Origin of the sequence: Psychrobacter immobilis, from assembly GCF_904846065.1 — a bacterium.
In the GTDB taxonomy this organism is placed as follows: domain Bacteria; phylum Pseudomonadota; class Gammaproteobacteria; order Pseudomonadales; family Moraxellaceae; genus Psychrobacter; species Psychrobacter immobilis_H.
Genome location: NZ_CAJGZV010000001.1, coordinates 2206592 through 2229760, shown reverse-complemented (window position 1 = coordinate 2229760; position 23169 = coordinate 2206592). Strand labels below are relative to the sequence as shown.

At 42.1% G+C, this 23169-nt stretch carries 18 protein-coding genes and 1 tRNA gene; 15 read left to right on the top strand and 4 right to left on the bottom strand.

The window, feature by feature from the left end:
- Positions 1-59: 59 nt before the first annotated feature.
- Positions 60-1832, bottom strand: coding sequence for a hypothetical protein (locus JMW64_RS09160; RefSeq protein WP_201554338.1), 1773 nt, complete (start codon positions 1830-1832; stop codon positions 60-62).
- Positions 1833-2249: 417 nt separating this feature from the next.
- Here JMW64_RS09160 and JMW64_RS09155 point away from each other — a divergent pair, with 417 nt between their 5' ends.
- From JMW64_RS09155 to icmH, 4 genes are all read left to right on the top strand, one after another.
- Positions 2250-3299 (top strand): M15 family metallopeptidase, encoded by a 1050-nt coding sequence (locus tag JMW64_RS09155; RefSeq protein WP_227694156.1) that lies wholly within the window; start codon positions 2250-2252, stop codon positions 3297-3299.
- 31 nt (positions 3300-3330) lie between these two features.
- Positions 3331-4017: a hypothetical protein gene (locus JMW64_RS09150; protein WP_201554337.1), complete on the top strand. Its 687-nt coding sequence runs from the start codon at positions 3331-3333 to the stop codon at positions 4015-4017.
- Between the two features lie 9 nt (positions 4018-4026).
- Positions 4027-5373, top strand: a complete 1347-nt coding sequence (gene tssK / locus JMW64_RS09145; RefSeq protein WP_198330582.1) for a type VI secretion system baseplate subunit TssK — start codon at positions 4027-4029, stop codon at positions 5371-5373.
- Between the two features lie 114 nt (positions 5374-5487).
- The gene (gene icmH, locus JMW64_RS09140; RefSeq protein WP_201554331.1) at positions 5488-6300 is read left to right on the top strand and encodes a type IVB secretion system protein IcmH/DotU; all 813 of its coding nucleotides are present in this window, start codon (positions 5488-5490) and stop codon (positions 6298-6300) included.
- Between the two features lie 259 nt (positions 6301-6559).
- Here the strand turns inward: icmH and JMW64_RS09135 are convergent.
- A tRNA-Asn gene (locus JMW64_RS09135) sits at positions 6560-6635 on the bottom strand.
- A gap of 300 nt (positions 6636-6935) precedes the next feature.
- Positions 6936-8138 (bottom strand): pyridoxal phosphate-dependent aminotransferase, encoded by a 1203-nt coding sequence (locus tag JMW64_RS09130; protein WP_201554328.1) that lies wholly within the window; start codon positions 8136-8138, stop codon positions 6936-6938.
- Between the two features lie 541 nt (positions 8139-8679).
- Here JMW64_RS09130 and JMW64_RS09125 point away from each other — a divergent pair.
- From JMW64_RS09125 to JMW64_RS09090, 8 genes are all read left to right on the top strand, one after another.
- Positions 8680-9417, top strand: a complete 738-nt coding sequence (locus JMW64_RS09125; RefSeq protein WP_201554327.1) for an SDR family NAD(P)-dependent oxidoreductase — start codon at positions 8680-8682, stop codon at positions 9415-9417.
- A 70-nt stretch (positions 9418-9487) separates the two neighbouring features.
- On the top strand, positions 9488-11203 hold the full coding sequence (locus tag JMW64_RS09120) for an NAD(P)/FAD-dependent oxidoreductase (RefSeq protein WP_201554324.1): 1716 nt from the start codon (positions 9488-9490) through the stop codon (positions 11201-11203).
- A 41-nt stretch (positions 11204-11244) separates the two neighbouring features.
- On the top strand, positions 11245-12225 hold the full coding sequence (locus tag JMW64_RS09115; RefSeq protein WP_201554315.1) for a DUF1365 domain-containing protein: 981 nt from the start codon (positions 11245-11247) through the stop codon (positions 12223-12225).
- 83 nt (positions 12226-12308) lie between these two features.
- A complete protein-coding gene (locus JMW64_RS09110) occupies positions 12309-13805 on the top strand; it encodes an SAM-dependent methyltransferase (RefSeq protein ID WP_201554314.1) in 1497 nt (498 codons plus the stop codon).
- 101 nt (positions 13806-13906) lie between these two features.
- Positions 13907-14317, top strand: a complete 411-nt coding sequence (locus JMW64_RS09105; RefSeq protein ID WP_060491490.1) for a DUF2177 family protein — start codon at positions 13907-13909, stop codon at positions 14315-14317.
- Positions 14318-14443: 126 nt separating this feature from the next.
- Positions 14444-14989, top strand: a complete 546-nt coding sequence (locus JMW64_RS09100; protein WP_045451264.1) for an acyl-CoA thioesterase — start codon at positions 14444-14446, stop codon at positions 14987-14989.
- A gap of 104 nt (positions 14990-15093) precedes the next feature.
- On the top strand, positions 15094-16215 hold the full coding sequence (locus JMW64_RS09095) for a cation diffusion facilitator family transporter (protein ID WP_193007306.1): 1122 nt from the start codon (positions 15094-15096) through the stop codon (positions 16213-16215).
- Positions 16216-16230: 15 nt separating this feature from the next.
- A complete protein-coding gene (locus tag JMW64_RS09090) occupies positions 16231-16938 on the top strand; it encodes a DUF2059 domain-containing protein (RefSeq protein WP_201554313.1) in 708 nt (235 codons plus the stop codon).
- A gap of 181 nt (positions 16939-17119) precedes the next feature.
- On the opposite strand, the gene dps is transcribed toward JMW64_RS09090, so the two are convergent.
- Entirely contained in the window at positions 17120-17602 is a 483-nt protein-coding gene (gene dps / locus JMW64_RS09085) for a DNA starvation/stationary phase protection protein Dps (RefSeq protein ID WP_045451268.1), read from the bottom strand.
- A gap of 371 nt (positions 17603-17973) precedes the next feature.
- On the opposite strand from dps, the gene uvrB reads away from it, so the two are divergent.
- The 3 genes from uvrB (at position 17974) to JMW64_RS09070 (ending at position 22978) form a co-directional block, all read left to right on the top strand.
- The gene (uvrB, locus tag JMW64_RS09080; protein ID WP_025652097.1) at positions 17974-20085 is read left to right on the top strand and encodes an excinuclease ABC subunit UvrB; all 2112 of its coding nucleotides are present in this window, start codon (positions 17974-17976) and stop codon (positions 20083-20085) included.
- 239 nt (positions 20086-20324) lie between these two features.
- Positions 20325-21377: a pyridoxal phosphate-dependent aminotransferase gene (locus JMW64_RS09075; RefSeq protein WP_201554312.1), complete on the top strand. Its 1053-nt coding sequence runs from the start codon at positions 20325-20327 to the stop codon at positions 21375-21377.
- 548 nt (positions 21378-21925) lie between these two features.
- Positions 21926-22978, top strand: coding sequence for a pyridoxal phosphate-dependent aminotransferase (locus JMW64_RS09070; protein WP_227694154.1), 1053 nt, complete (start codon positions 21926-21928; stop codon positions 22976-22978).
- Positions 22979-23169: the final 191 nt, after the last annotated feature.

The following is a 23169-nucleotide window of genomic DNA, read 5'->3' as shown; positions in this document are numbered from 1 at the left end:
ACCTAGTATGAACTTAAGATAATAAAACGAGTATTTACCACGACAAAACACCATTAAAACTACGACTCAGATTTTTGAGAAGAGTCTAGCAACCAAAGCATATTGCAGTGCTTATGTTGAGTAATTAAAAATGATCTGTCTGACTCTTGTTGGTCTTCTTTGGCTAAGTCAATGAATAACGATAAGCTGATGAATGGCTTCAACCAATTATTCAATGGCATATAATGCCCTAAATGATGCTCATTTACTAGAGCGCCTTGTGCTATAAATGCTTCAAGAAAGCTCATATACGTTGATAAGTCATAAGGCTGATTTAATGGATTAATGTCAGACATGGCGGTAATGGATATGTCTGTTATAGAAACATTAGTCTTGTTTTTTTCTTTGCTGTTGATGTCAGACGATTTTTTTGCGGGCTTTACTATCTGTTTATCGGTGGTTTTTAGCGTGGTCGTATCGGTCGGCGACAGTGAAAGCATATTGTCTATTAATAGGTTTTTGATAGTCGTTAAATGATTCAAATAGCGACGTTTATCACTCAAAAGCTCAGTGCGATGAGCTGTAGCTATCTCCGTTAATAAAATACGGGTACTAGCGTCAATATTGAGTAGCTCTTGAGCCGCTTGATTCGAGAATAGCAACAGCGCACCCGCCTCAGTAGGAATGACATTGGTCATTTGCTCAGCATACAAATGAGTGTCTAACCATTCTTCACTTATCTGTGAATCTGCAATGAGAATTAAGCAAAGATCCGGCGCAGTTGATTTAGATAAAGGCAGCAGATGTCTATTGATGAATTCTGTAGGTGTGGCAATGGCGGTATTATTAGCTACGGTGTTTGCGATGTCAGTGCTGTCAGTTATGATGGTCGTAATAGCAATCCGTGTATCAGGAATACCGTAAATTGCTAACTGTTCTTTTATGGTCGCGATTAAAAATGCTGAATCGGCGCTGGAAGGTAAGCATAAATAAATAGGAAGATTGGTTAAATGACCAGCAGAGGCTGCTGTCATTTTGTCATCACCGTTCTCTTTACGGCTGTTATTTTCACTACTTACTTCGTTGGCACTCACCAAATAATGTTGCTGCCATTCGGGATGAATATGAATGGCTGCGTTGGACTGAATCGTATCTTGTTGATGATATTGGTAAAAGTATTCGGCAAGGCTAGACAGCATCTCCTCGCTCAAGACTAGCTGCTCATAAATTAATGCCTGTAAACGCAAGGTAGTATCATTTAACGCGGCTTTACGTTCGGTAACTCTCTCATCATCGAGATGGCTATCTAAATCATTGTCTAAATTACTGTTCGAATCTAAATAACGGTCTGAATAGCTATCGTCAAACTCTGAATCTGCTGAATAGGCATCAGAGATATTAGGATATGGTAGGGCAGCGGCATCAGGGAGTCTTGCAATCGGTTTGACCAACATTGGCATACCATCAATATCTGTCAAATCCTCGCTCAATACGGTTAGGTCTGCGTCATTTTCCACCACCTCAGACCAACAGTCTCCTTCTGGTAGGCAGACACGGCTATAGATAAATAACTGATAAGTATTGGGCGGCTTAATAGCGTCTGTTTTATTTGTTGTTCCATCAAGTATCTCTGGTGAATCGGTTGTTTGTTTATTCAGTTTTTTTTGCCACCATGAGAGCGCCATGATAGAGCCAAGAAACAATAAAGGGATGGAAACAAACCATAGTAATAAGCCAGATGAGGTCAGCTGTCGCGCATTGTCTTTAAAGTACATCCAGACCAAAATGAGATACAACACCAAAATCATGACTAAAACAGATCGGCCGTATGACAGTATTTTTTTTGCGCCCACTTATTTAAACTCCCTATTTGTTGGGTTGTTATTATAATTATTACCATGTAGACAAGCTTTTCGATCCAAATTTTATGATATCTACAAGCTTGTTTTTACTATACTAGTTAACTTTATTTGTCTTTTTTATAATTCGATTGTAATGATAGGAATCACTTTGAAAATGTTGTTAAACTATAAATTCGATAACCAGTGAGGGTCTTAGGAATTATTAAGTAAATTTTTATAATGAAATGGTATTTTTAAGTTGTCTGTAGATAAGCGAATGGATAGAAATAAATAAAAATTAGTGTAATTAAGTTAGCTTTATTTTAAAAGGAGATGATTTGTCTATATAATACTGACGAAATCATAATTATCAACGCCTGTTTATTATTATTTTGTTTTTATCGTCTCAACTGTCGCTGACTCTTGCCTATGATTTACTTGACTGTATCGGTCTTTACATTGCTCTCTATCCTCATGATGGTCATGCTTTTTGATCGGCAGCTATGTGGGCGACTATTAGATAAGGTAATGGTGTTTTTTCATCGATTGCCTAGCCTAAAATTCAAGCATCCATCAATAAAGACACCAAAGAAGGTATTTCATTATCGTATCAAGCAGTTTATTCGTTTTATTTCGGATATAGATGTTTCTCGTATTCCAGTGATATCGGCATTGTCTTTTTTGATTGTCATGGCAACGGTTGGATTGTGTTATGCCCTGATTACCAATCATTCTCTGGAGGTTTATCATGCCAACGATACCGTGGCTAGCACGACAAATTTGCAAATCAGCCAACTACTCATAGGAGAGCGTCTGCGTCCGCCGTCGCCTCCGCCAGAGGAGCTGTTTGCTGAACTAGAAGCTGAGATTGCAAGCTATCAAGCTGACAAGACAGAGGAAGGCTATTGGCCAAATAATCAGACAAATATACCTCAGATTGATAGACCGCTCATGCTCCCTGAGCCTGATTTGTCTGACTTAAACACGCAAGATCATAGCACTGGCTATTCAGGTGACATGTTGGCTGCACATCTAAACAACGGTCATATCAATATCAAAAATGCTGACCGTAATTGGCAAAAAATGAACTCAGATTTTGTTCAACGGCTGTTGACTGTGTATAAAGTAATGAGTGACCAATATGGCTATGACATGGTGCTGTTAGAAGGCTATCGTAGCCCTGCAAGGCAAGCAAGACTATTGAAAAAAGGGACTCATGTAACGAAGGCAGGATCATACAAGAGCTATCATCAGTTTGGTTTGGCGGGCGATAGCGCCTTTATCAGAAATGGTAAAATTGTCATAAGCGAAAAGGATCCTTGGGCAATGCGAGGCTATAAATTATATGGTAAAGTAGCCAAATCTGCCGGACTTGTGTGGGGTGGTGATTGGCGCATGATGGATCTTGGGCATGTCGAGCTGCGCAAAAAAGGCGTGCTCGGTCGCCCAGAAATGGCTGAGATTTTGACCAGTCAATAATGATAATAAAAAGCTAAGGTAAACTGAAAGTATGAATAAATGTATGACATTGCCAGTATCATTAATCGCCGCCACTTGCTTGCTAAGTGGTGCGATCGCCGGATGCAGCACTGATAAATTGAGCAAGTTAAATGACAAGGTATCGGCATTGGCAGGAGAGCCTCCTACTATAGATGCCATGAGCCATATCGTTGATAATGGCAAAAATAGTGCTGATTTGCAAAGTTTAAAAGCACAGTTAGAGCTGCAGCAACAGCAGCTAGCGACCATGAATGCTGAGCAGCAAGCATTACAAGAAAAATTGAAGCGTCAGCAGATTACCCTAAATATCAAACCCACCACTAATGCCAATGCAGGGCGTACCAAAGTAGGCACAGCAAGTACGGCCTATATCGCATTTTTGGAGGAGGAGAGTCAGTTTACGGATATTGAAGCGCTGGCTGCCAAAGAGATCAGTATTATTCCAAATCGTGAGAGCAGTCTGACCGTGAACATTCCACAAGACGCGCGCTTTATCGCTATTAAAGTGGGGCTGAGATATACCAAAAAACGTTCACAGTTTCTTATCCCACTTGCCAGTCTCAATTTTGATACGCCACTGGCAATCAATATTGGTGGATGCGATGTCAGCATTACTGAGGGTGTTGACCCAGCACTGGCACCTACATTTACTACCAAACTTAAATATTATCAGCAGCCACTAGTCAGCTGTTCTTAGGAGATTGTCTTGAGTAAACACAGGGTATTATGGGGAGAAGGGTTGTTTTTGCGACCCCAACATTTTCAGATTCAAGACACTTATCATGACTCGCAACGCGCTTTGAGTATGATGCTGGTGCATCCTTATGCTTATGGAGTATCTGATGTTCAGATTGATAAGCAACTTTTGGAAAGCAATTTACTAAGCTTTCAAAGTATTTATGCGGTATTGCCAGATGGTACGATATATCATGCGCCTCGTACCGACACTTTACCGAAAGCCATTACCTTAGATACCCAAGACAATGGCGATGAAGTTTTCGTATTTTTGAGTTTAGAGATTGTCCATAGTGGCGGCAGCAATATACAGACGGATCGTAGTGACAACCCAACACGCTATGTAAGGGGTGCTATTGAGGCGCAAGATCTATATAGCCAAGCGGCTGAAGCAGTCATTGACGTGATTAAACTGTCGCCAAGTTTGCAATTAAGCCATTCTGCGCAAGCGCCTAGCCAAGATACCGTGTCCTTATTGGTAGCCAAGCTCGTGCGTACCACTCAAGGCGTCTATCAAGTCGATGATGATTATATCGTCCCAAGTGTGCATATTACGAGTAACCCTGCGCTTATTGGTCACGTATATCGTTTGATGACGATGATTAATACCAAGTCTACGTCACTGTATGACCATCATCGTCAATCTAACAATGACTTACTGGAGTTTCGCTCCTCAGATATTGCCTCTTTTTGGCTATTGCATACGCTAAATACCGCATACTCTCAGCTCAGTCATTTATATAATAATGCCAAACTACATCCAGAACGCCTTTATGAAGCATTATTAAATGTCGCCAGCCAATTGGCTACTTTTAGCTCATTATATAAGGTGGGCGACTTACCTTCTTATCATCACGATAATGCCAATGACTCATTTGTTAGTATCATTTTAATCATTCGTGAGCTACTCAATACCGTCATTGCCAGTAACTTTATCTCGATTCCATTACGTCAGAATAAGCCATCTTATTATACAGGCGAGCTAAGTAGTGACAAGATCACACGTGGCTCACAGCTGTATCTGTCTGTTAGCTCATCATTGCCGATGCACGAGCTCATCGACATCGTACCACGCCGATTTAAAATTGCGACGCCTGACTCAGTAGAGAAACGTGTGTTGTCAGCGCTGCCAGGCTCTTCTATTTCACATGTCAGTCAAGTACCCAGTGCGATACCAGTGAGACCAGGCTTTAGCTACTTCACCATCGAACCGGTAGGCGAGCTATATGACGAAATGCTCAAATCTGAATCTATCTGTATTTATGTGCCAAATGGCTTTGATGATTTAAAAATAGAGCTGATGGCTATCGTACAGTAGTTCTTTTTGTCTCTAGAGGTGCTGAGGTTGCAAGATGAGTATGCACTAGGGCGCGCTCTCATTTTGAGGACACGCCCTCAGTAGTATTTGAAATAATAAGCATTAGGAATAATCATGTCAGGGAATAATTCAATGGGTTCTGCACCTTCGTTGTTAGATTCAGGCGAGGTGGCTTCAAAGGTCTCAGCAACTGGTCTAGATAAGCGTATCAGTAGTCAGTCGCTGGTAGACATAATGTATGACGGCTTTTACTTGGTGTTTTTATTGCGCAATCATTATTTCAGTACAGAGCCGCGACAATTTCGTCAAAAAATATATGATTTTTTAGACAAGTTCGAGATGAATGCGCGCAAAAAAGGATTTCTGTCAGAAGATATCCATGAAGCTAAGTATGCGTATTGTGCATTGATTGATGAGACCATCATGACATCGCAAGAGCCCGAGTTTCAAATCCTCAAAGATGCTTGGGAGCTAAATCCTTTGCAGTTGGATTTATTTGGCTCACAAATTGCTGGTAATGAGTTCTTTGAGCGTTTAGATGGGCTACGCGAGCAAGGAGAGAGGCGTCTGCCTGCTCTGGAGGTCTATCACTATGCGATGCTGCTTGGCTTTCAAGGGAAGTATCGTTTAGAGGCGCCAGAGAAAATTCGTTATCTTATCTCACGTTTAGGGGATGAAATTGAGCATCTACGGGGTAATAAGAACGAGTTCTCGCCATTTTGGGCGATACCCGACCAAATCAAACACACGCTCACGAGCGAAACGCCACTATGGGTCATACTTACGGTCATGGCAGTGTTGTTGACCGCGATATTTGCTACCATGTGGCAGTTTACCAATAGTTTCTCGAATGAGCAGCTGTCAGCATACGACAATGTGATTCAAGAAAACAAAGAGCAAGCTCATATCTCAATTTTCCTACCTTAATTATTTTCCTTACTTTAAATGCTAACTTTTTTAACAGTTTTTATTTCAGCTGCATACGTTGTGCTGAAATAGAAACTGTTAGGACAGCAAGGTAATGGGTGTTATATCGTTGGCTACTTATTTTTCTACTGAGTTTCATATAAATTTCTTCATGCCAATGAAAAGAACAGCCATAAAAAAACCCTCATCAAAGAGATGAGGGTTTTGGCAAATGCCATAATTGAATTAAAGATAATTCAAGAAATTTACAACTAAAATGTGGCTCTCCAACCTGGGCTCGAACCAGGGACACACGGATTAACAGTCCGTTGCTCTACCAACTGAGCTATTGGAGAATAAGCTGCAAGTGTTTAAAACCTTACAACGAGCCTTAGAAGTCTCTAACGAGTTCTTGCTAAGTGGGGCGTATTCTAGCAAAAATAAAAAATACGTCAAGCCTTTTTTGCATAATTATCAAAGATAATTATTTTAATAAGGGGATAAGGCGTTTTTCGAGGTTTTTTGTCAAAAAATCCAGCAGTCATGAGATAAATAAAAAAGACGCCACATAGGGGATAGGTGGCGTCTTCGTTTATAAGCGCATGTTTAAGCACATACTTAAGCGTAGTAATTTTAAGACAGTGGCTGTTTATTTATTATTCAGTAATGTCTAAATCAGCAACCGCTTTTTCGATACGTGATAAGGCGTCTTTTAGCGTTGCTTCATCAGTCGCGTAAGAGATGCGCATATAGCCACCAAGACCAAAGGCGTCACCAGGCACCACTGCAACGCCAACTTTCTCTAACAACCATGCTGAAAATTCAGTACATGATGACAGGCCAGCGGCTTTGATGAGTGGTTTGATATCAGGATACACGTAGAAAGCGCCATCAGGACGCAGACAGGTAATACCTTTAATCGCGTTCAAACCATCAACGACTAGATCACAACGCTTTTCAAAGGCTTCTACCATTGGCGTGAGCACGCTTTGATCGCCACTGATAGCGGCTTCGGCAGCCACTTGGCTGATCGATGTTGGGCATGAGGTTGACTGTGATTGTACTTTTTTCATCGCCCCAATCAGCTTGGCAGGGCCACCAGCGTAACCAATACGCCAGCCAGTCATCGCATATGCTTTTGACACGCCATTTAAAGTAATTGCCCGCTCTTTTAGCTCAGGTGCTGCATTCAGAATATTATAGAACTTATCGCCCGTCCAGCGGATGTGCTCATACATGTCATCTGACACAACATAAACTTGTGGGTGCTTTTTCAGCACGTCAGCGATGGCTGTTAGCTCATCCAACGTGTAAATCATACCTGTTGGGTTAGAGGGGCTGTTTAGTACCAGCATTTTAGTTTTGTCAGTGATGGCGTCTTCTAATTGCGCAGCGGTGATTTTGAAATCTTGCTCAGCAGGGCATTTGACGATGACTGGCACACCTTCTGCTATGATGACCATGTCAGGATAGCTGACCCAGTAAGGTGCCGGAATGATGACTTCATCACCTGGATTGATAAAGGCTTGCGCAAGGTTAAAAAACGACTGTTTACCACCGACTGATACCAGGATTTCATTGGGCTCATAGCTGATGTTGTTATCACGTTTGAACTTCTCAATGATGGCTTTTTTGAGCTCTGGCGTACCATCGACAGCGGTGTATTTGGTAAAACCGTCATTAATGGCATCGATTGCTGCTTTTTTGATGTGCTCTGGCGTATCAAAATCAGGTTCACCCGCACCCAGACCGATTATGTCTTTACCAGCTGCTTTTAGCTCTTTGGCTTTATTGGTAATCGCTAGCGTAGGCGATGGCTTGATGTTGTTGACGCGGTCAGAGAGGTGCAATTCGCTCATGAGAGATCCTTTTTATAGTGGAGTGGGATTGGTGAAGCACTATCATTAATTGTATAACGTTTGAGATGTCATTAGGACACGATATCAGGCAGTTTCAAAAACTGTCGCAAGGGAAGTTGATTTTTGAAAATAAATAACCGTTAATAAAGACAAGCGCTTTTAACAGGTTGGATATTTTCATGATAAATACGCTGACTAATCAGCCATTTAATGTAAAGCTATTTTTGATTTTTAGTATTGTAGCATGCCGCAATTACGCTGTCTTATAGGGCTAGTAACATAAAACGACAGACCTAAGAGCAATTTTTCCAGTGCGTGAGAGTAGACAGGTTCAGTCAATTAAGAGACGCATTGATTGCGAAACCACAACAATAAATCGATAGCCTTGCGCTATGATTGTTTAGATTTAATAAATAAAATGGATGATACCTTAATAAAAAAAGGTTAATGCCGTCAGCTGACTAAAGGTGATAAGCAAGTATTTGACACCTGAATGCATGGTAAGTTTTGTGCTATCAGCACACATAAAAGGACGTTTACGATGACTGACTCTACTAAGAAATTACATATACTTATTACTGGCGCGACGTCTGGTATTGGCAATCAATTGGCAAAAGACTATCTACTAGAAGGTCATCATGTCTATGCCGTTGGTCGAGACGATAGCGCATTGGCTGAGCTTGAGTCACTAGGCGCAGAAATGATTGATTTAGATCTCATGGATCGGGATAAAGTTATCGACGCTTTTGGAAAAATTGAAGAGGTTGATTTGGCGATTTGTGGCGCTGGCATGTGCGAATATTTGGACATGCCAAACTTCGATAGCGCCTCGTTTATGAAAGTGATGTCGGTAAATATGGGTACGTTGTCACATGCTATCGAAGGGATATTGCCAAAACTAATCGCCTCAAAAGGTCGCTTGGTTGGCATTGGTTCAGCATCTGCTTATGTGCCATTTGCTCGTGCCGAAGCTTATGGCAGCTCAAAGGCTGCCATCCATTATCTAATGAAAACTTTGCAAATCAGCCTTGCACCGCATGATGTGTCGGTAAGTTTGGTCGTGCCTGGTTTTGTCGAGACACCAATGACTAAGCAAAACGATTTTCCCATGCCCTTTATTCAAACAACAGCGGAGGCAAGCCAAGCTATTCGTGATGGTATCGAGAGTGGTCACGATGTGATTGAATTTCCCAAGAAGCTCACATTACCGCTAAAGGTGTTGGGTACGTTGCCAGATTTGGTCTGGCAGCAAGTCAGTGAAAAAATCAATAAAAAATAACTTATATTGAAAAATTGCAAAAAATAAATTACTAAAACAAATTACTAAAAATATGGAAAGGAACGCATCAATGCTGTTTAACCACCGTAAACGTAAGAACCTAGAGACAGTCTCTCATGAAGCCAGCAGCCTCTCAAAACAGACGACTAACGCTCAAGCTAAAAAACGTATTGCTATCATTGGCTCAGGTGTATCAGGATTGACTTGCGCTCATTATCTGGTGGCGCAACATGAAGTGACGGTGTTCGAGGCTAATGATTATATTGGCGGTCATGTAAATACCATCGATGTGGCGCTACAAGACGGCAAAAAAGCAAAGAGCAGCAATGTGGAAAACAGTGCCATAGATACTGGCTTTATCGTCTTTAATGAGCGTACTTATCCCAATTTCTTTCGTCTACTGCATGAGCTGCAAGTGCCGTTTCAATCGACTGACATGAGCTTTTCGGTAAAGAATACAGCGCGCCATTTCGAATACAATGGTCACACGCTCAATACTTTATTATCGCAGCGTAAGAATGCCTTCAATCCAAAGTTTTGGCAATTTATCAAAGATATTTTACAGTTCAATAAGCATATCAAGCAGCTACGCCAAGACTACGAAATGGCACGTAGTAAAGGGCAAGATGTTAGTGTTTTTACTGAGCAAACGCTGGGCAGCTATCTCACAGAAAAAAGTTATGGCAAGCTGTTTATAGACAACTATCTGCTGCCAATGGTTTCTGCCATTTGGTCAACCAGTCTGCATGAAGTACAAGACTTCCCACTGGTGTTTTTTGCACAGTTCTTTGACAATCATGGCTTGCTCGATGTGGTTAATCGTCCGCAGTGGTTTACGATCAAAGGTGGCTCAAAACAGTACGTCAATAAGTTAATTCCACGCTTCATCAAAGCGGGCGGTAAGGTGAGAGTAAACAGTCCCGTACAGTCTGTGGTTCGCGATGGTGAGCAAGTATTATTGACGGTTCAAAATAAAAGCATTACTGACAAAAATATCGAAAGCTTGAACGAAAAATTGGTATTTGACGAAGTTATCTTTGCTTGTCATGCAGACACCGCGCTCAAAATTTTAACAGACGCCAGTAAGGATGAACATGAGGTACTCAGTCATTTTCGCTTTACCAAAAATACCGCCGTACTGCATACCGATGTCAGTGTCCTACCGAACAAGCCGTTGGCATGGGCCAGCTGGAATTATCTGATTGATGAGAGTCTCGCAAATCAAAAAGCGCAAACATCAGCAAAACCAGTGCTGACTTATCACATGAATATTCTGCAACGCCTGACCAAAAAACACAATTATTTGGTTACGCTGAATCCAGAAACCGTTCATGAAAGTATTGATGATAAGCACGTCATTAAACGTATCGATTATAGCCATCCTGTGTTTGATAAAGCGATGATTAAGGCGCAAAGCAAATGGTCGAGTATCTCCGGTAACGACATGCACACACATTTTTGCGGTGCCTATTGGTTTAATGGTTTTCATGAAGATGGCGTACGTAGTGGTCTACGTGTCTGTCAGGCGCTCGGTCATGATATTGCGATAAAGGACGAGGTTGATCCGACTCATCTGCCTGATGCAGAGAGCGCACATACGCCGTTTCGTTATAAAGACCTGCCGGTAAAGGCAGATACCAAATTGCGCACACTTAATAAGCGTGAGGTTGTTACGGCGCTCACCAATCAGGAGCTGATTGAGTACATTGAACGTTTACAACCGACTGTTAAAAATGATGAACCAAAGCGAAAGCGTCGCTTATTTGGTCGTCATAACGTGCAGTGATTTTGGTAGTGAAATCAACGAACACTATTTAAGAGAGTGCTATGTCTATTGAAACCGACACGCCTAATAAGCTGTTACCCCATCAGTTGTTCCATGGGACGACTTGGCACAGTCGGTTACTGCCAAGTGTGCATAAATTTGCGTACCCATACCGTTATTGGGGCATCAATATCAGCGCATTGGCTAAAGGGCTGGAGCTTCCTGAAGTCAGTACAGGTATTAGTAGCAAAAATAAGCTTTTAAAAAAGTTGCTTTCAAAAGGGCGTCTGGTCAAAGGATTGCCATTATTCTCAGCAAAGAAAAAAGCCTTGCAGCAGTTTTGTCCTGATGATTACTTACAAGGTCTACCTTTACAAGAGCTAAATAGCCTAAGTAATTACTTAATAAATGATAAGCAGGATAATGGTCGTTCAAATTCTGTTCAAGCACTTAATCATCGCTTAAACCAAGCGTTTACTGAGCAAACGGGTAGTGCGCCAACAGGCGATATTATTGGAATGCTCGTTTGCCGCAATGCGGGCATATATTTTAGTCCAGTCAATTTTTACTTAGGTTTCGATGAGCAGCAGATACCGTCGCATTTATTGGCAGAAGTCTCTAATACACCATGGGATAAGCGCCATTATTATGGGTTTACACTCAATGGTGCGAATACTGAATTTTGTCATAATAAAGATTTTCATGTCTCACCTTTTAACCCGATCGATCAGCTATATCGTTGGCAGGTTAAGGTAAAAAAGCAGCCGGATAATTGCTTGCAAGTTCGTATTGCTATCGATATCAGCGATGCGCGCGGTGAGGTATTAAAAACGGGTATAAAAATGGCTGGCGTTCCAATGACCGCCATAACGATTCGTAACAGTCTGCGAAAAAATCCGCTAATGAACATGACCTCTGTAACCCGTATTTATTGGCATGCTTTCAAGCTTTATGCGATTAAAAAAGTGCCTTATATTCATTATGATGAAAAACTGGCCGATAGCCAACAGAACAAAGCACCGACTCCAAAAGATATTCTTTGATAGTTGTAGGGCTAACGACCAGCCAAAGAAATTTATCAGCTTAACGCTTAAGCATAGAGCATTTAAACAAGGATGAATATACGATGTCAGCACGACCAACCGACCGAGCACCCGTTTCGACATTAGGAAAATTGACCGCACAGATGAGTAAGGTCGTCAATGAGCGCGCCATTTTTCAGCCCGTCAGTGCGGGAATGAATCAATTGGCAAGAAAACTCATCTTTCGTGCATTAGCGCATATCCAGTTTGGTAGCTTGACTATAGTCGAAGCATTCGATGAGCAAGCACCTAATACCGTTAGCTTTGGTAAAGTATCCGATAGTGTCGCGAGCAGTTCGGCAGTGGGTCGCCATTCACTACACGTCACCTTGATGATTCATGATCCTGCTGTCTATCGGCAGCTGTTGCTTGGCGGCTCTATTGCGCTAGCAGACAGCTATATTAATGGTGAGTGGGATACGGACGATTTGACAGGGCTGATTCGGTTGGCAGCGCGTAACTTGGCGGTGTTGAATAAGTTAGAAAATCGTTTTGCAGGTGTGAGTAAGGCGTTTGAAAAAGCGAAGCATCGGCTACGTAGCAATGATCAGTCTGGTGCCAAGTCCAATATTTTAGCGCATTATGATTTGGGCAATGATATGTATCAGCGGTTTTTGGACGATACGATGATGTATTCAGCAGCAGTCTATCGTACGCCTGATGTATCACTGAGCGCAGCACAGCAGCATAAACTGGCGCTCATTTGCCAGCGATTACAATTGACGCCTGATGATCATGTGATAGAAATTGGCACAGGGTGGGGCGGTTTTGCTATTTATGCCGCCACACATTATGGCTGTCACATAACGACGACGACCATCTCTGATGCCCAGTATGATGAGGCGCAGCGCCGAGTCGATGCGGCAGGACTGTCTGATAAAATTACCTTGCTGAAGCAAGACTATCGTGAGCTGACAGGGCAGTACGACAAGCTAGTCAGTATCGAGATGATTGAAGCCGTTGGGCACGAGTACTTACCGACGTTTTTTGCCAAATGTAATAGCTTGCTCAAACCCACAGGGCTGATGGTGCTGCAAGCGATTACTTTTAACGATCAAAACTACCAAGATTATGTTAATTCAGTTGATTTTATCCAGACGCACATTTTCCCTGGTGGTTGTTTGCTGTCTAATCAAGAGCTGAATACACAGTTTACGGAACAAACCGATATGGTCATCAAGCAGCTACATGATTACGGTTTTGACTATGCTCATACCTTGCGCGACTGGCGTGCGGCGTTTATGGCACAGCGTGAAGAAATTAAGGGGCTTGGTTATGATGATGCCTTTATTCGCTTGTGGGATTTTTATTTTTGTTACTGTGAAGGTGGGTTTTTAGAGCGTACTATCGGCGTGGTACAGTTGACCGCAGTGAAGCCGGATAATATTGATGTGAGGCATTTCTCTGATTTGTCTTCTCATGACACTCTCACCGATGAGCAAAGCAGCCGCCTGATTCACGATATTATGAATTCTCATGAAAGCGGTAATGCCAACAACGGTGATGGCCAAGACGCCTCCAAACGAAACATAGCGTCTTAACAAGTTGCGTTTCAACAGGTAGTGTCTTAACAAACACTGACTTAACAAGCAGTTATGGAAACAAGCTGGGATTAAAAAACGCTAATTAAAAGGATGTGGTTATGGGTTATGTATTTATATATCTGGCTGCTGTGCTTATATTTTTGGGTATTGACGCAGTTTGGCTCAAGACTATGACTGGCTTATTTTATGAAAAGCGTATCGGGCATCTGCTTGCCGATGAGCCAAACATGATTGCTGCTGGCGTGTTCTATATGTTTTATCTACTGGCTCTCTGTGTCTTGATTTTATATCCACAAATTAAAGCAGGCGCTTCGATTGGTCATATATTCTTGCTTGGTGGCTTAATAGGGCTGATGGCCTACGGTACTTATGACTTTACCAGTTTAGCGTTGTACAAAGGTTTTACACTGGATACAGCGTTGGTTGATTTTGCTTGGGGTGGTATCTTGACAGGTTCAGTGAGCGCCATTGTTGCTTGGCTTGCTTATCGTTTTCATTGGTTGAGCTAAAGTTAAATAGCTTAAGATTTACATAACCTAGACCATTCAATGACAGAGTGCCGTTTGTGCTCTCTTGTGAGCTGCTGTATAAATGATACTTACTATTAACACGCCCTAAATCATTCAAGGATTTTTATGCCGCAATACAATACCAGCTCGACTGCCAAAAAAGCCCCATTAAATCATGAGCTATATATGTCGATACTCATGACGCCTGATATGGCGAATTTTATTGGCAATGTGCATGGTGGTGATTTGCTTAAGATGCTAGATCAAGTCGCTTACGCTTGCGCCAGTCGCTATAGCGGCAATTATGTGGTGACGCTGTCTGTTGACCAAGTGATGTTCCGTGAGCCTATATATGTTGGCGAATTGGTTACCTTTGCGGCAAGTGTTAATTATGTGGGGAATACTTCAATGGAGGTCGGTATTCGCGTCGAAGCAGAAGACGTTCGAGCCCGTACTGTACGCCATACCAACAGCTGCTATTTTACGATGGTCGCTATCGATGATAATGGCAAGCCCACACCTGCGCCGCCACTTGATATCAAAAATCCCATGCAGCAATGCCGCGCCGATGCCGCACTAGAGCGTAAAAACCTGCGTCTGGAAAGCTCGCATCGACCCAGTTGTGATATAGGAGATATGATTGGTGAGCTGGCTAATCTTCATGATCGTTAAGACAAATAGACCTTGTACAGTCAGTTAAACGGCTTTCAATATACGGTCTATTAATCTGGTTAAATATATATATCTGCGTTCAAAAAGCCTATATCGAGATTATTATGAGCTTAAAACCATCGGAAGCCGAGTCACACACTCCTGTTTCTCATCAGTCAGCGCCGCATAATAGTCGTGCTCGAGGCACTGGTACGCTCATTAAAGATACCACTTCTGATAGTGATTCTCGTTCTGTATTAGACGGTTCTGCTAAGTCGACCACTAATAAAGACAAGCAACATTCCGCTTCATTGGTAACGGTATTAATTGCCGTTGGAGCCAACATTATCATTGCGATTGCCAAAACGGTAGCAGCATTTATGACGGGTTCTGCTTCTATGATCGCAGAGTCAGCGCATTCGTGGGCAGATGCAGGTAACGGTACCTTATTAATCGTCGCCGAGAAAAAGGCGATCAAACCTGCTGATGAAAGCCATCCCCTCGGCTATGGCAAAGAAGCTTATGTCTGGTCGATGATTGCCGCTTTTGGTGTCTTTATGGCAGGTTCGATTGTCTCCATTTATACTGGTATCACCGAGTGGAATGCTGCGGAAAGCGAGACCAACTATACCATCGGTTTCATTGTATTGGCGATTGCGTTTGTGCTCGAAGGGTTTTCATTAGGGCAAGCTTACTTACAAAGTAAAAAGCATGGTGAAGCGATAAATGTCAGCGCCATTGGCTATGTGGTCGATACGTCAAACCCAACTTTACGTGGCGTATTCTTTGAAGACTTGGCAGCTGTCATTGGCTTGGTTGTCGCTGCTGCTGCCATGGGTATGCATGCTTATACGGGACAGCCGTTTTGGGATGCGCTCGGCTCTATCATTGTCGGAATATTATTGGGTGCGGTAGCCATCTTTTTAATTAGCCGTAACCGTGACTTTTTGGTCGGTTATAAAGTATCAGAGAGGATACATGGCTATGCATTGAGCGAGTTACTCAATCATCCAGATATAGATAGTGTGTCGTACTTACATTTGGAGTGGGTGGGACCCAAAAAGATATTTATGGTGGCGGCAGTCGATATCGCTGGTAATCAAAAAGAAAAAGAGATTGCCCAAAAATTCGAAATTATTGAAAGTCAGTTCCGTGCGAATCCTTTATTTCAGGAAGCTATCCTGACATTATCTGTACCCAATGCCGAAACTTTGAGCTTACCCAATAGTTATAACCAAGATGCCTGATAAAGAGAAACTAATATGAAACTAAGTCTTCAGTCTGCTATAGAGAGCCCTGTTGGGCGTTCAATCATGGTTCGCTCATTAAGTATGGCCGTTGTCACTATTAGCGCAGTAGCCAGTCTGACTCAAGCACAGGCTGAGCTGGTAATTCATAATGGGTCTGCTCAACAGCAAAGCGTAAGTATCAATAGAATAAGTGCGAATAGCGCTTCTATTAACAATACCGCTTTTATGAATAATAATATTTCCCCAACAGATACGTCTATCGTTAAGCTGATGGAAGTGATGCACATTGATGAGCAAATAGAATCTATCGTTAACGGGCAACAAGCGGCTATTAATGCTATCAATGTACAAACGCAAAATCGTACTGAGTCAGTAGGTGATGGTAACTTAAATAAACGCCAACAGGCGCTACAAGAGCAGATTCAAAAAGTGCTAGGTCAATATGCCAAGATAATGACCAATACTATCGGCGATACCACTGACAAGCAGACGTTGACGCAAGCATATATTAAGGCGGCAAAAACTTACTATACGCAAGCGGAAGTTGATGCCCAAATTGATTTTTATGATACAGAAATGGGGCAAAGTATTCTTGCTAAGCAACCACAAATTACCGCCGCTTTTTTACAGCAATCCTTGCCTGATGATACTAGTGAAACTGAGGCACAGCTGGATGAGCTTTTACCGCAGATGCAACAAATAATCCAAGGTGTTTTTTAACTGACAGCTAATAACTGATAATTTAACTATTTTAAAGCCCGTTTCTGAGCGTGAATCTTAAAGTTATTACACATAAATCATTAAACATAAGTTCGTACACACAAAAAAGGTCACTATAAAAGTGACCTTTTTTGCTGATATAGACTCTCTTATTGATATAACTGGTTTGAGTACAAAGATATTATTTCTTTGGCGCATTGGCACCGATGAACCAAGCATCTTTATCCACAGTACGGCTTATTTCTGTTAATAAGTCAGCGGTATCTTCGTCACCCGCATCACCAGCAGCATCAATCCCTTCACGCAATGATGCCGCAATGGTCTTATAACGATTGGTAAGCTCACGAACATGCTGATCGACTTCAGTGATATCAGTAGGGTAAGTCTCTAGGATAGAGTCCTCAACGACGCGTTTAGAGATACCATTGGCTTTACCGCCAAGGATAACAATACGCTCAGCGACCGTATCATAAGCTTCAGTCAAGCGACCATAAGTATCATCTAATAACTGATGAACACCGATAAAGCCAGTACCTTGCAAATTCCAATGACATTGCTTACTGTCCATACTCAAATCAATGAGATTCGCTAGATTAGCGTTCAATAAGTCGATCATTTTCTTTGCGGTTGCGTCATCTATTCCACTTGCGTAACGTTCTCTCATGTTCTACTCCGTTATGTGTATTATTTTAATGAAAATCTCATTTGTTGTTATTGGTATCTTACTAATGAACTACTTGTTGATTCGTTATAAATAATAGCAGCTTAAATGAAGATTGAAAGCCTCAAGCTTTAGGCTTTATTAGGTGGTCGTGTAATGAGTTTGTTAATCATGAAAAGCTTTGTAAATTTAGTAGTTGCTGTGTGCGTTTTTTATAACGAAGGTACTATTTATTCGTTATAAATAGGGCGTGTGACGTCATATATAGATGCTAATATTGTAAGAGAAGATGACAAGATAAAAGCCTTAATTACCTTTAAAAACCCTAGCTTAGACCCCACATTGTTATAAACCTTCAGAAGAAGAAAGCCATTATGCGAATGCCTGAACCGCGCTCGTCGCGTCAGTTAAATCAATTGGCCACTCAGCTCCAAGGTGAAGCTGAAATTAGTGGTGTCAATGCGTCTGGGACGCAAATATCAAGTCGTGCTTTTGAGATGGTTACCGAATTTGAGCCAGCAGGCGATCAACCGCAAGCGATTGAAAAGCTGGTCAACGGTATTAATTCTGGTATGGATGAGCAGTTACTACTGGGTGTAACAGGCTCTGGTAAGACCTATACCATGGCAAAGGTCATCTCTGAGACGCAGCGTCCAACCATTATCATGGCGCATAACAAAACGCTTGCCGCGCAGTTATATGGTGAGTTTAAGTCGTTTTTTCCGAACAATGCCGTTGAGTATTTCGTCAGTTATTATGACTATTATCAGCCGGAAGCCTATGTCGCGGCGAGTGATACCTTTATCGAAAAAGACAGCGCTATTAATGATCATATCGATCAGATGCGCCTGTCAGCGACGCGAGCACTCCTAGAGCGCCGTGATGCAATTATCGTCGCCTCGGTCTCGTGCATTTATGGTTTGGGTGATCCAGAAAGTTATTTAAAAATGCTGCTGCACGTCGTCGTTGGGGACAAAATTGATCGCACTGCTACCATTAAACGTCTTGTTGAAATGCAATATACGCGTAACGAGCTCGATTTTGGGCGTGGTACGTATCGGCTGCGTGGCGAGCTGTTAGATATTTATCCTGCTGAGTCTGAGCAGCTGGCGGTACGTGTGCATTTATTTGATAATGAAGTGGAGAAAATTACTTGGTTTGATCCATTAACAGGTAAGACGGTACGTAGCGTGCCACGTATTACTATCTATCCAAAATCGCATTATGTGACGCCGCGTAATAAACTAGAAGCTGCCAGTCATACCATCCGTGCTGAGCTTGAGCCACGTTTAGAGTATTTCCGTGAAAACAATAAACTGATTGAAGCACAGCGTCTTAAAGAGCGTACTCAGTATGATCTTGAGATGATTCAACAGCTCGGCTACTGTAACGGTATCGAAAACTATTCGCAGCACCTCTCCGGTCGTCCGTCAGGAGAAGCACCGCCGACCTTATTTGACTATATTCCAGAAGACGCACTGCTGTTCCTTGATGAGTCACATGTCACTGTTTCGCAAATCGGTGCAATGTATAAAGGCGATAGATCACGTAAAGAGAACTTGGTCAATTATGGCTTTCGTTTGCCAAGTGCGATGAACAACCGTCCGATGAAGTTTGAAGAGTGGGAGCGTATCAAGCCTAAGACAATCTATGTCAGTGCCACGCCTGCGTTGTATGAGCTAGAGCACAGCGAGCAAGTGGTCGAGCAAGTCGTGCGTCCAACGGGTTTGATTGACCCTGAGATTGAGATTCGTCCTGTATTGACGCAGGTCGATGATGTGTTATCAGAGATTACTAAGCGCCGAGAAAAAGATGAGCGCGTGCTGATTACCACGTTGACCAAGCGCATGTCAGAGGATTTGACCAGTTATCTGAAAGAGTACGATGTCAAAGTGGCCTATTTGCATTCGGATATTGATACCGTTGAGCGTATGCAAATCATTCATGAGTTGCGGACTGGCGTGCATGATGTACTGGTCGGCATTAACCTTTTGCGTGAAGGGTTAGACATGCCAGAAGTGTCATTGGTCGCGATATTTGATGCCGATAAAGAGGGCTTCTTGCGTTCTGAGCGTGCTTTGATTCAGACCATTGGACGAGCCGCGCGTCACATCAACGGTAAAGCCATTCTGTATGCTGATCGCATCACTAACAGTATGCAAAAGGCGATAGACGAGACCGACCGTCGCCGTGAAAAACAAGTAGCATTTAACCTTGAGCACAACATCACACCAAAAGGGGCGCGTCGCAGTATCACCGATAAAATCGATACGGGTGACGATCAGAATGCCAATGACAATCAAGTGATTCCTATCAAGAGCAATCTGCCTGATGTCGATATTAGTATCTTACGCAGTCCTGATTTGCTGGCGAAAGAAATCAATCGTCTTGAAAAGCTTATGAAGCAGATGTCACGTGATTTGAAGTTTGAAGATGCTGCAAAAACGCGTGATAAAGTGCTCGAATTAAAGGCGCATTTGATCTAATAGGTTATTTGAACTGCTGTTAATATCAGTTTGTATCTAACAAAAAGGTGAGTTGCTAATGGCGCAGCTCACCTTTTTTATGGTCTTCTTATGACCAAGATAGCCTCGCTTTTGTTTGAGATTATTAATAACTAATAATTGGTCATATCAAAACTTGTGTTTATATTAAATGCCCCTTAATATGATATCAATGAGCAATATGAACTTATAACAACGGACGTTGAGGCACATAATCCATCATGCAAAATAATAAATTCTTAGAATTAAATGCGAATGAAAACTCACTAGGTATGGCAGATTCTGCCAAACAAGCCATTATAGAGTCTTTAGGCGAGGGCTTTCGTTATCCAGATAATCCACGCGCAGCGCTCATTAGCAAAATTGCCACCATCCATGGTGTGGCAGAAAACCAAATCTCATTAGGCAATGGCTCGACTGAAAATATTCGAGCTACCTTACAAATGTTGCAAAACAAAGCATTAAAAGAGGGCAAGCATTTTCAGATGGTGATTCCTGTGCCAACGTTTGATTGTGCAGAGATGTATGCAAATTCCATTGGCGTGCCTGTGGTCAAGATACCATTAACTGCTGAAAACTATGATTATGATTTTGATGAATTACAAAAAGCAGCTGACGATTTTGATGGCATCAGCCTACTTTATATTTGCAATCCAAACAACCCAACTGGCATCATTACATCAACGCAAAAGCTTAAAACTTGGATAAGTGATGCACCAGATAACCATTACTTTTTATTAGATCAAGCTTACTTGGAGTATGTGTCAGATCCAAGCTTTGAGAGCGGTATTGAGTGGGTGAAACAAGGGTTATCAGACAATCTTATTGTTATTCATACTTTCTCAAAGTTATGTGCCTTAGCCGGTATGCGAGTGGGCTACGCGGTTTCTAACCCGCAAGCAATCGAGGCTGTCGAAGCGTTTATGTCTATGGACAACACCAACTTGTCAGGTGCGGTTGCTGCTATTGCCACGCTAAATGATACCAAGTTTTTAGCGCTAAGTTTGCGCAATACCAATCAGTCGCGCCAGATGATTGAGACAGTATTAGATGACCTTAGATTGCGTTATTTACCCTCACAGACCAATTTTATTTTTCATGAGATAAAAGGTGATTTAAAAACTTATATCGATAGAATGCGCGACCATGGCATCAAGGTTGGTCGCGAGTTCCCACCTGTTACAGGTTTCAACCGTCTAACACTTGGAACGCCTGATGAGATGGCAGCATTTATTAAAGTATTAAAGCTGTTCCGTGAAAAAGGCTGGGTCTAAGTAGTGCATTAAAAAATTGATAATTTGAAATATTGATAAACTAGCAAGACTAGCGCGTGTCCTCAATTCAATCGATTACTTGCTAAATGGGCTAAAAATGGCTAAATTTTGCCAAACATCGTCAAATAGCTTATTAATATCTTGATATTATTTGCGCTACTTTCCTTGTTTAACGGCAATTTATCTCATTTTTATCACCATTTTTAAAATGAGGACACGCCCTAGTTTTAGCAAAAATGCTAAGAATTTTACAAAGTGAGTTGCCTATAGGGTGGCTCTTTTTTATTTAACGGATACTATCAATAAATGAGCATCTTACTCATAACAGCCGCTAACGAGTTTCATCGCTCAGAGCGCTTGTAATCAGGGTAAATGCCACTTACCATAACCATTATTATCCGAATGCATCTCACCATCCATATATAAACCCTACTAAATAATCAGAGTAGCAAAAAAGACGAGCGCAAGTGCTACGGTCCGCTGGCTGAGCGAGTTTGACATTGTTCATCGCATATTTGGTATGGGTATCAATTAGGCGTATTACTATTGTGCTTACCAATCCATTAATAGAATTAAACTCTAACGAAAACTCATTGGGCATGGCAAACTCTGCCAAAAAAGCGGTTATCGATGCTTTAGATATCGGCTTTCGTTATCCAGATGACCAGCGTGCAGCTTTAATCACTAAAGTTGCGAAAATTAATGACGTGACTGAAAGTCAAACATCTCTAGGCAGCGGCTCCAGTGAGAATATCCGCACCGTCGTACAAATGCTGCAAAACAAAGCGTTAAGAGAAGGCAGAAACTTCCAAGTAATTGTGCCGCACCCAACCTTTGCTTATGCGGAACTATATGCAACCTCTATCAATGTGCCCGTGGTAAAAGTAGCACTGATGCCTGAAAGCTATTCTTTTGATTTACAAAATATGCAAAAAGTGGCTGATGATTTTGATGGTATAAGCTTGTTTTATCTCTGCAATCCCAACAATCCTACAGCGACGATTACTGACACAGATGAGTTAAAAGCGTGGGTAGGAACGGCACCAGACCATCATTATTTCTTGCTAGATGAAGCCTACTCAGAATATGTCACTGACCCAAGTTTTGAGAGTGGGATTGCGTGGATAAGAGCGCAGCGCTCAGACAATATTGTCGTGGTTCGGACTTTCTCCAAACTGTGTGCGCTAGCGGGTATGCGTGTCGGCTATGCCGTTGCCAGTCCGCAAATGATCACTGAGCTAGAGGCGTTTATCTCAGTGGATAACACCAATCTGTCTGGTGCTGTCGCTGCGATAGCAACCTTGGATGATGAGGCGTTTTTGGCGTTGAGTTTGCATACTGCCAATCAATCGCGTCAGCTGGTTGAGCAGACATTGGATGAGCTTGGACTACGCTACTTACCATCACAAGCCAGCTTTATATTCCACGAGATCAAAGGCGATGTACAAACCTATATCGATAGGATGTGTGACCATGGCATCGCTGTTGGTCGCGAGTTTGCGCCTATCACTGGCTTTAATCGCTTGACGCTTGGCAGACCTGATGAGATGGCAGTGTTTGTTGAGGTGTTGAAATCGTTTCGTGAGAAAGGCTGGGTGTGATTAAGCCAGATAGAGTAGTTTCATCATTAAAAAAGGGGACGCGCCCTAGTGCACAGCTTCCCTTTTTTATTGCAATAGGATAAAGGAGCCACAGCTAACATTCTATTTTTACCAACATCAAACGCAGTTTTACATATCCTGTCTTAAAAAATATCACGTCATCTTATAGTATTGATTCATAAAGCACGAAT

Bases quoted from the DNA above. Each gene is read 5' to 3' on its own strand.
- JMW64_RS09155 (WP_227694156.1), top strand. From the start codon at position 2,250: ATGATTTACTTGACTGTATCGGTCTTTACATTGCTCTCTATCCTCATG.
- JMW64_RS09150 (WP_201554337.1), top strand. From the start codon at position 3,331: ATGAATAAATGTATGACATTGCCAGTATCATTAATCGCCGCCACTTGC.
- icmH (WP_201554331.1), top strand. From the start codon at position 5,488: ATGTCAGGGAATAATTCAATGGGTTCTGCACCTTCGTTGTTAGATTCA.
- JMW64_RS09130 (WP_201554328.1), bottom strand. From the start codon at position 8,138: ATGAGCGAATTGCACCTCTCTGACCGCGTCAACAACATCAAGCCATCG.
- JMW64_RS09125 (WP_201554327.1), top strand. From the start codon at position 8,680: ATGACTGACTCTACTAAGAAATTACATATACTTATTACTGGCGCGACG.
- JMW64_RS09120 (WP_201554324.1), top strand. From the start codon at position 9,488: ATGCTGTTTAACCACCGTAAACGTAAGAACCTAGAGACAGTCTCTCAT.
- JMW64_RS09115 (WP_201554315.1), top strand. From the start codon at position 11,245: ATGTCTATTGAAACCGACACGCCTAATAAGCTGTTACCCCATCAGTTG.
- JMW64_RS09110 (WP_201554314.1), top strand. From the start codon at position 12,309: ATGTCAGCACGACCAACCGACCGAGCACCCGTTTCGACATTAGGAAAA.
- JMW64_RS09105 (WP_060491490.1), top strand. From the start codon at position 13,907: ATGGGTTATGTATTTATATATCTGGCTGCTGTGCTTATATTTTTGGGT.
- JMW64_RS09100 (WP_045451264.1), top strand. From the start codon at position 14,444: ATGCCGCAATACAATACCAGCTCGACTGCCAAAAAAGCCCCATTAAAT.
- JMW64_RS09095 (WP_193007306.1), top strand. From the start codon at position 15,094: ATGAGCTTAAAACCATCGGAAGCCGAGTCACACACTCCTGTTTCTCAT.
- JMW64_RS09090 (WP_201554313.1), top strand. From the start codon at position 16,231: ATGAAACTAAGTCTTCAGTCTGCTATAGAGAGCCCTGTTGGGCGTTCA.
- dps (WP_045451268.1), bottom strand. From the start codon at position 17,602: ATGAGAGAACGTTACGCAAGTGGAATAGATGACGCAACCGCAAAGAAA.
- uvrB (WP_025652097.1), top strand. From the start codon at position 17,974: ATGCGAATGCCTGAACCGCGCTCGTCGCGTCAGTTAAATCAATTGGCC.
- JMW64_RS09075 (WP_201554312.1), top strand. From the start codon at position 20,325: ATGCAAAATAATAAATTCTTAGAATTAAATGCGAATGAAAACTCACTA.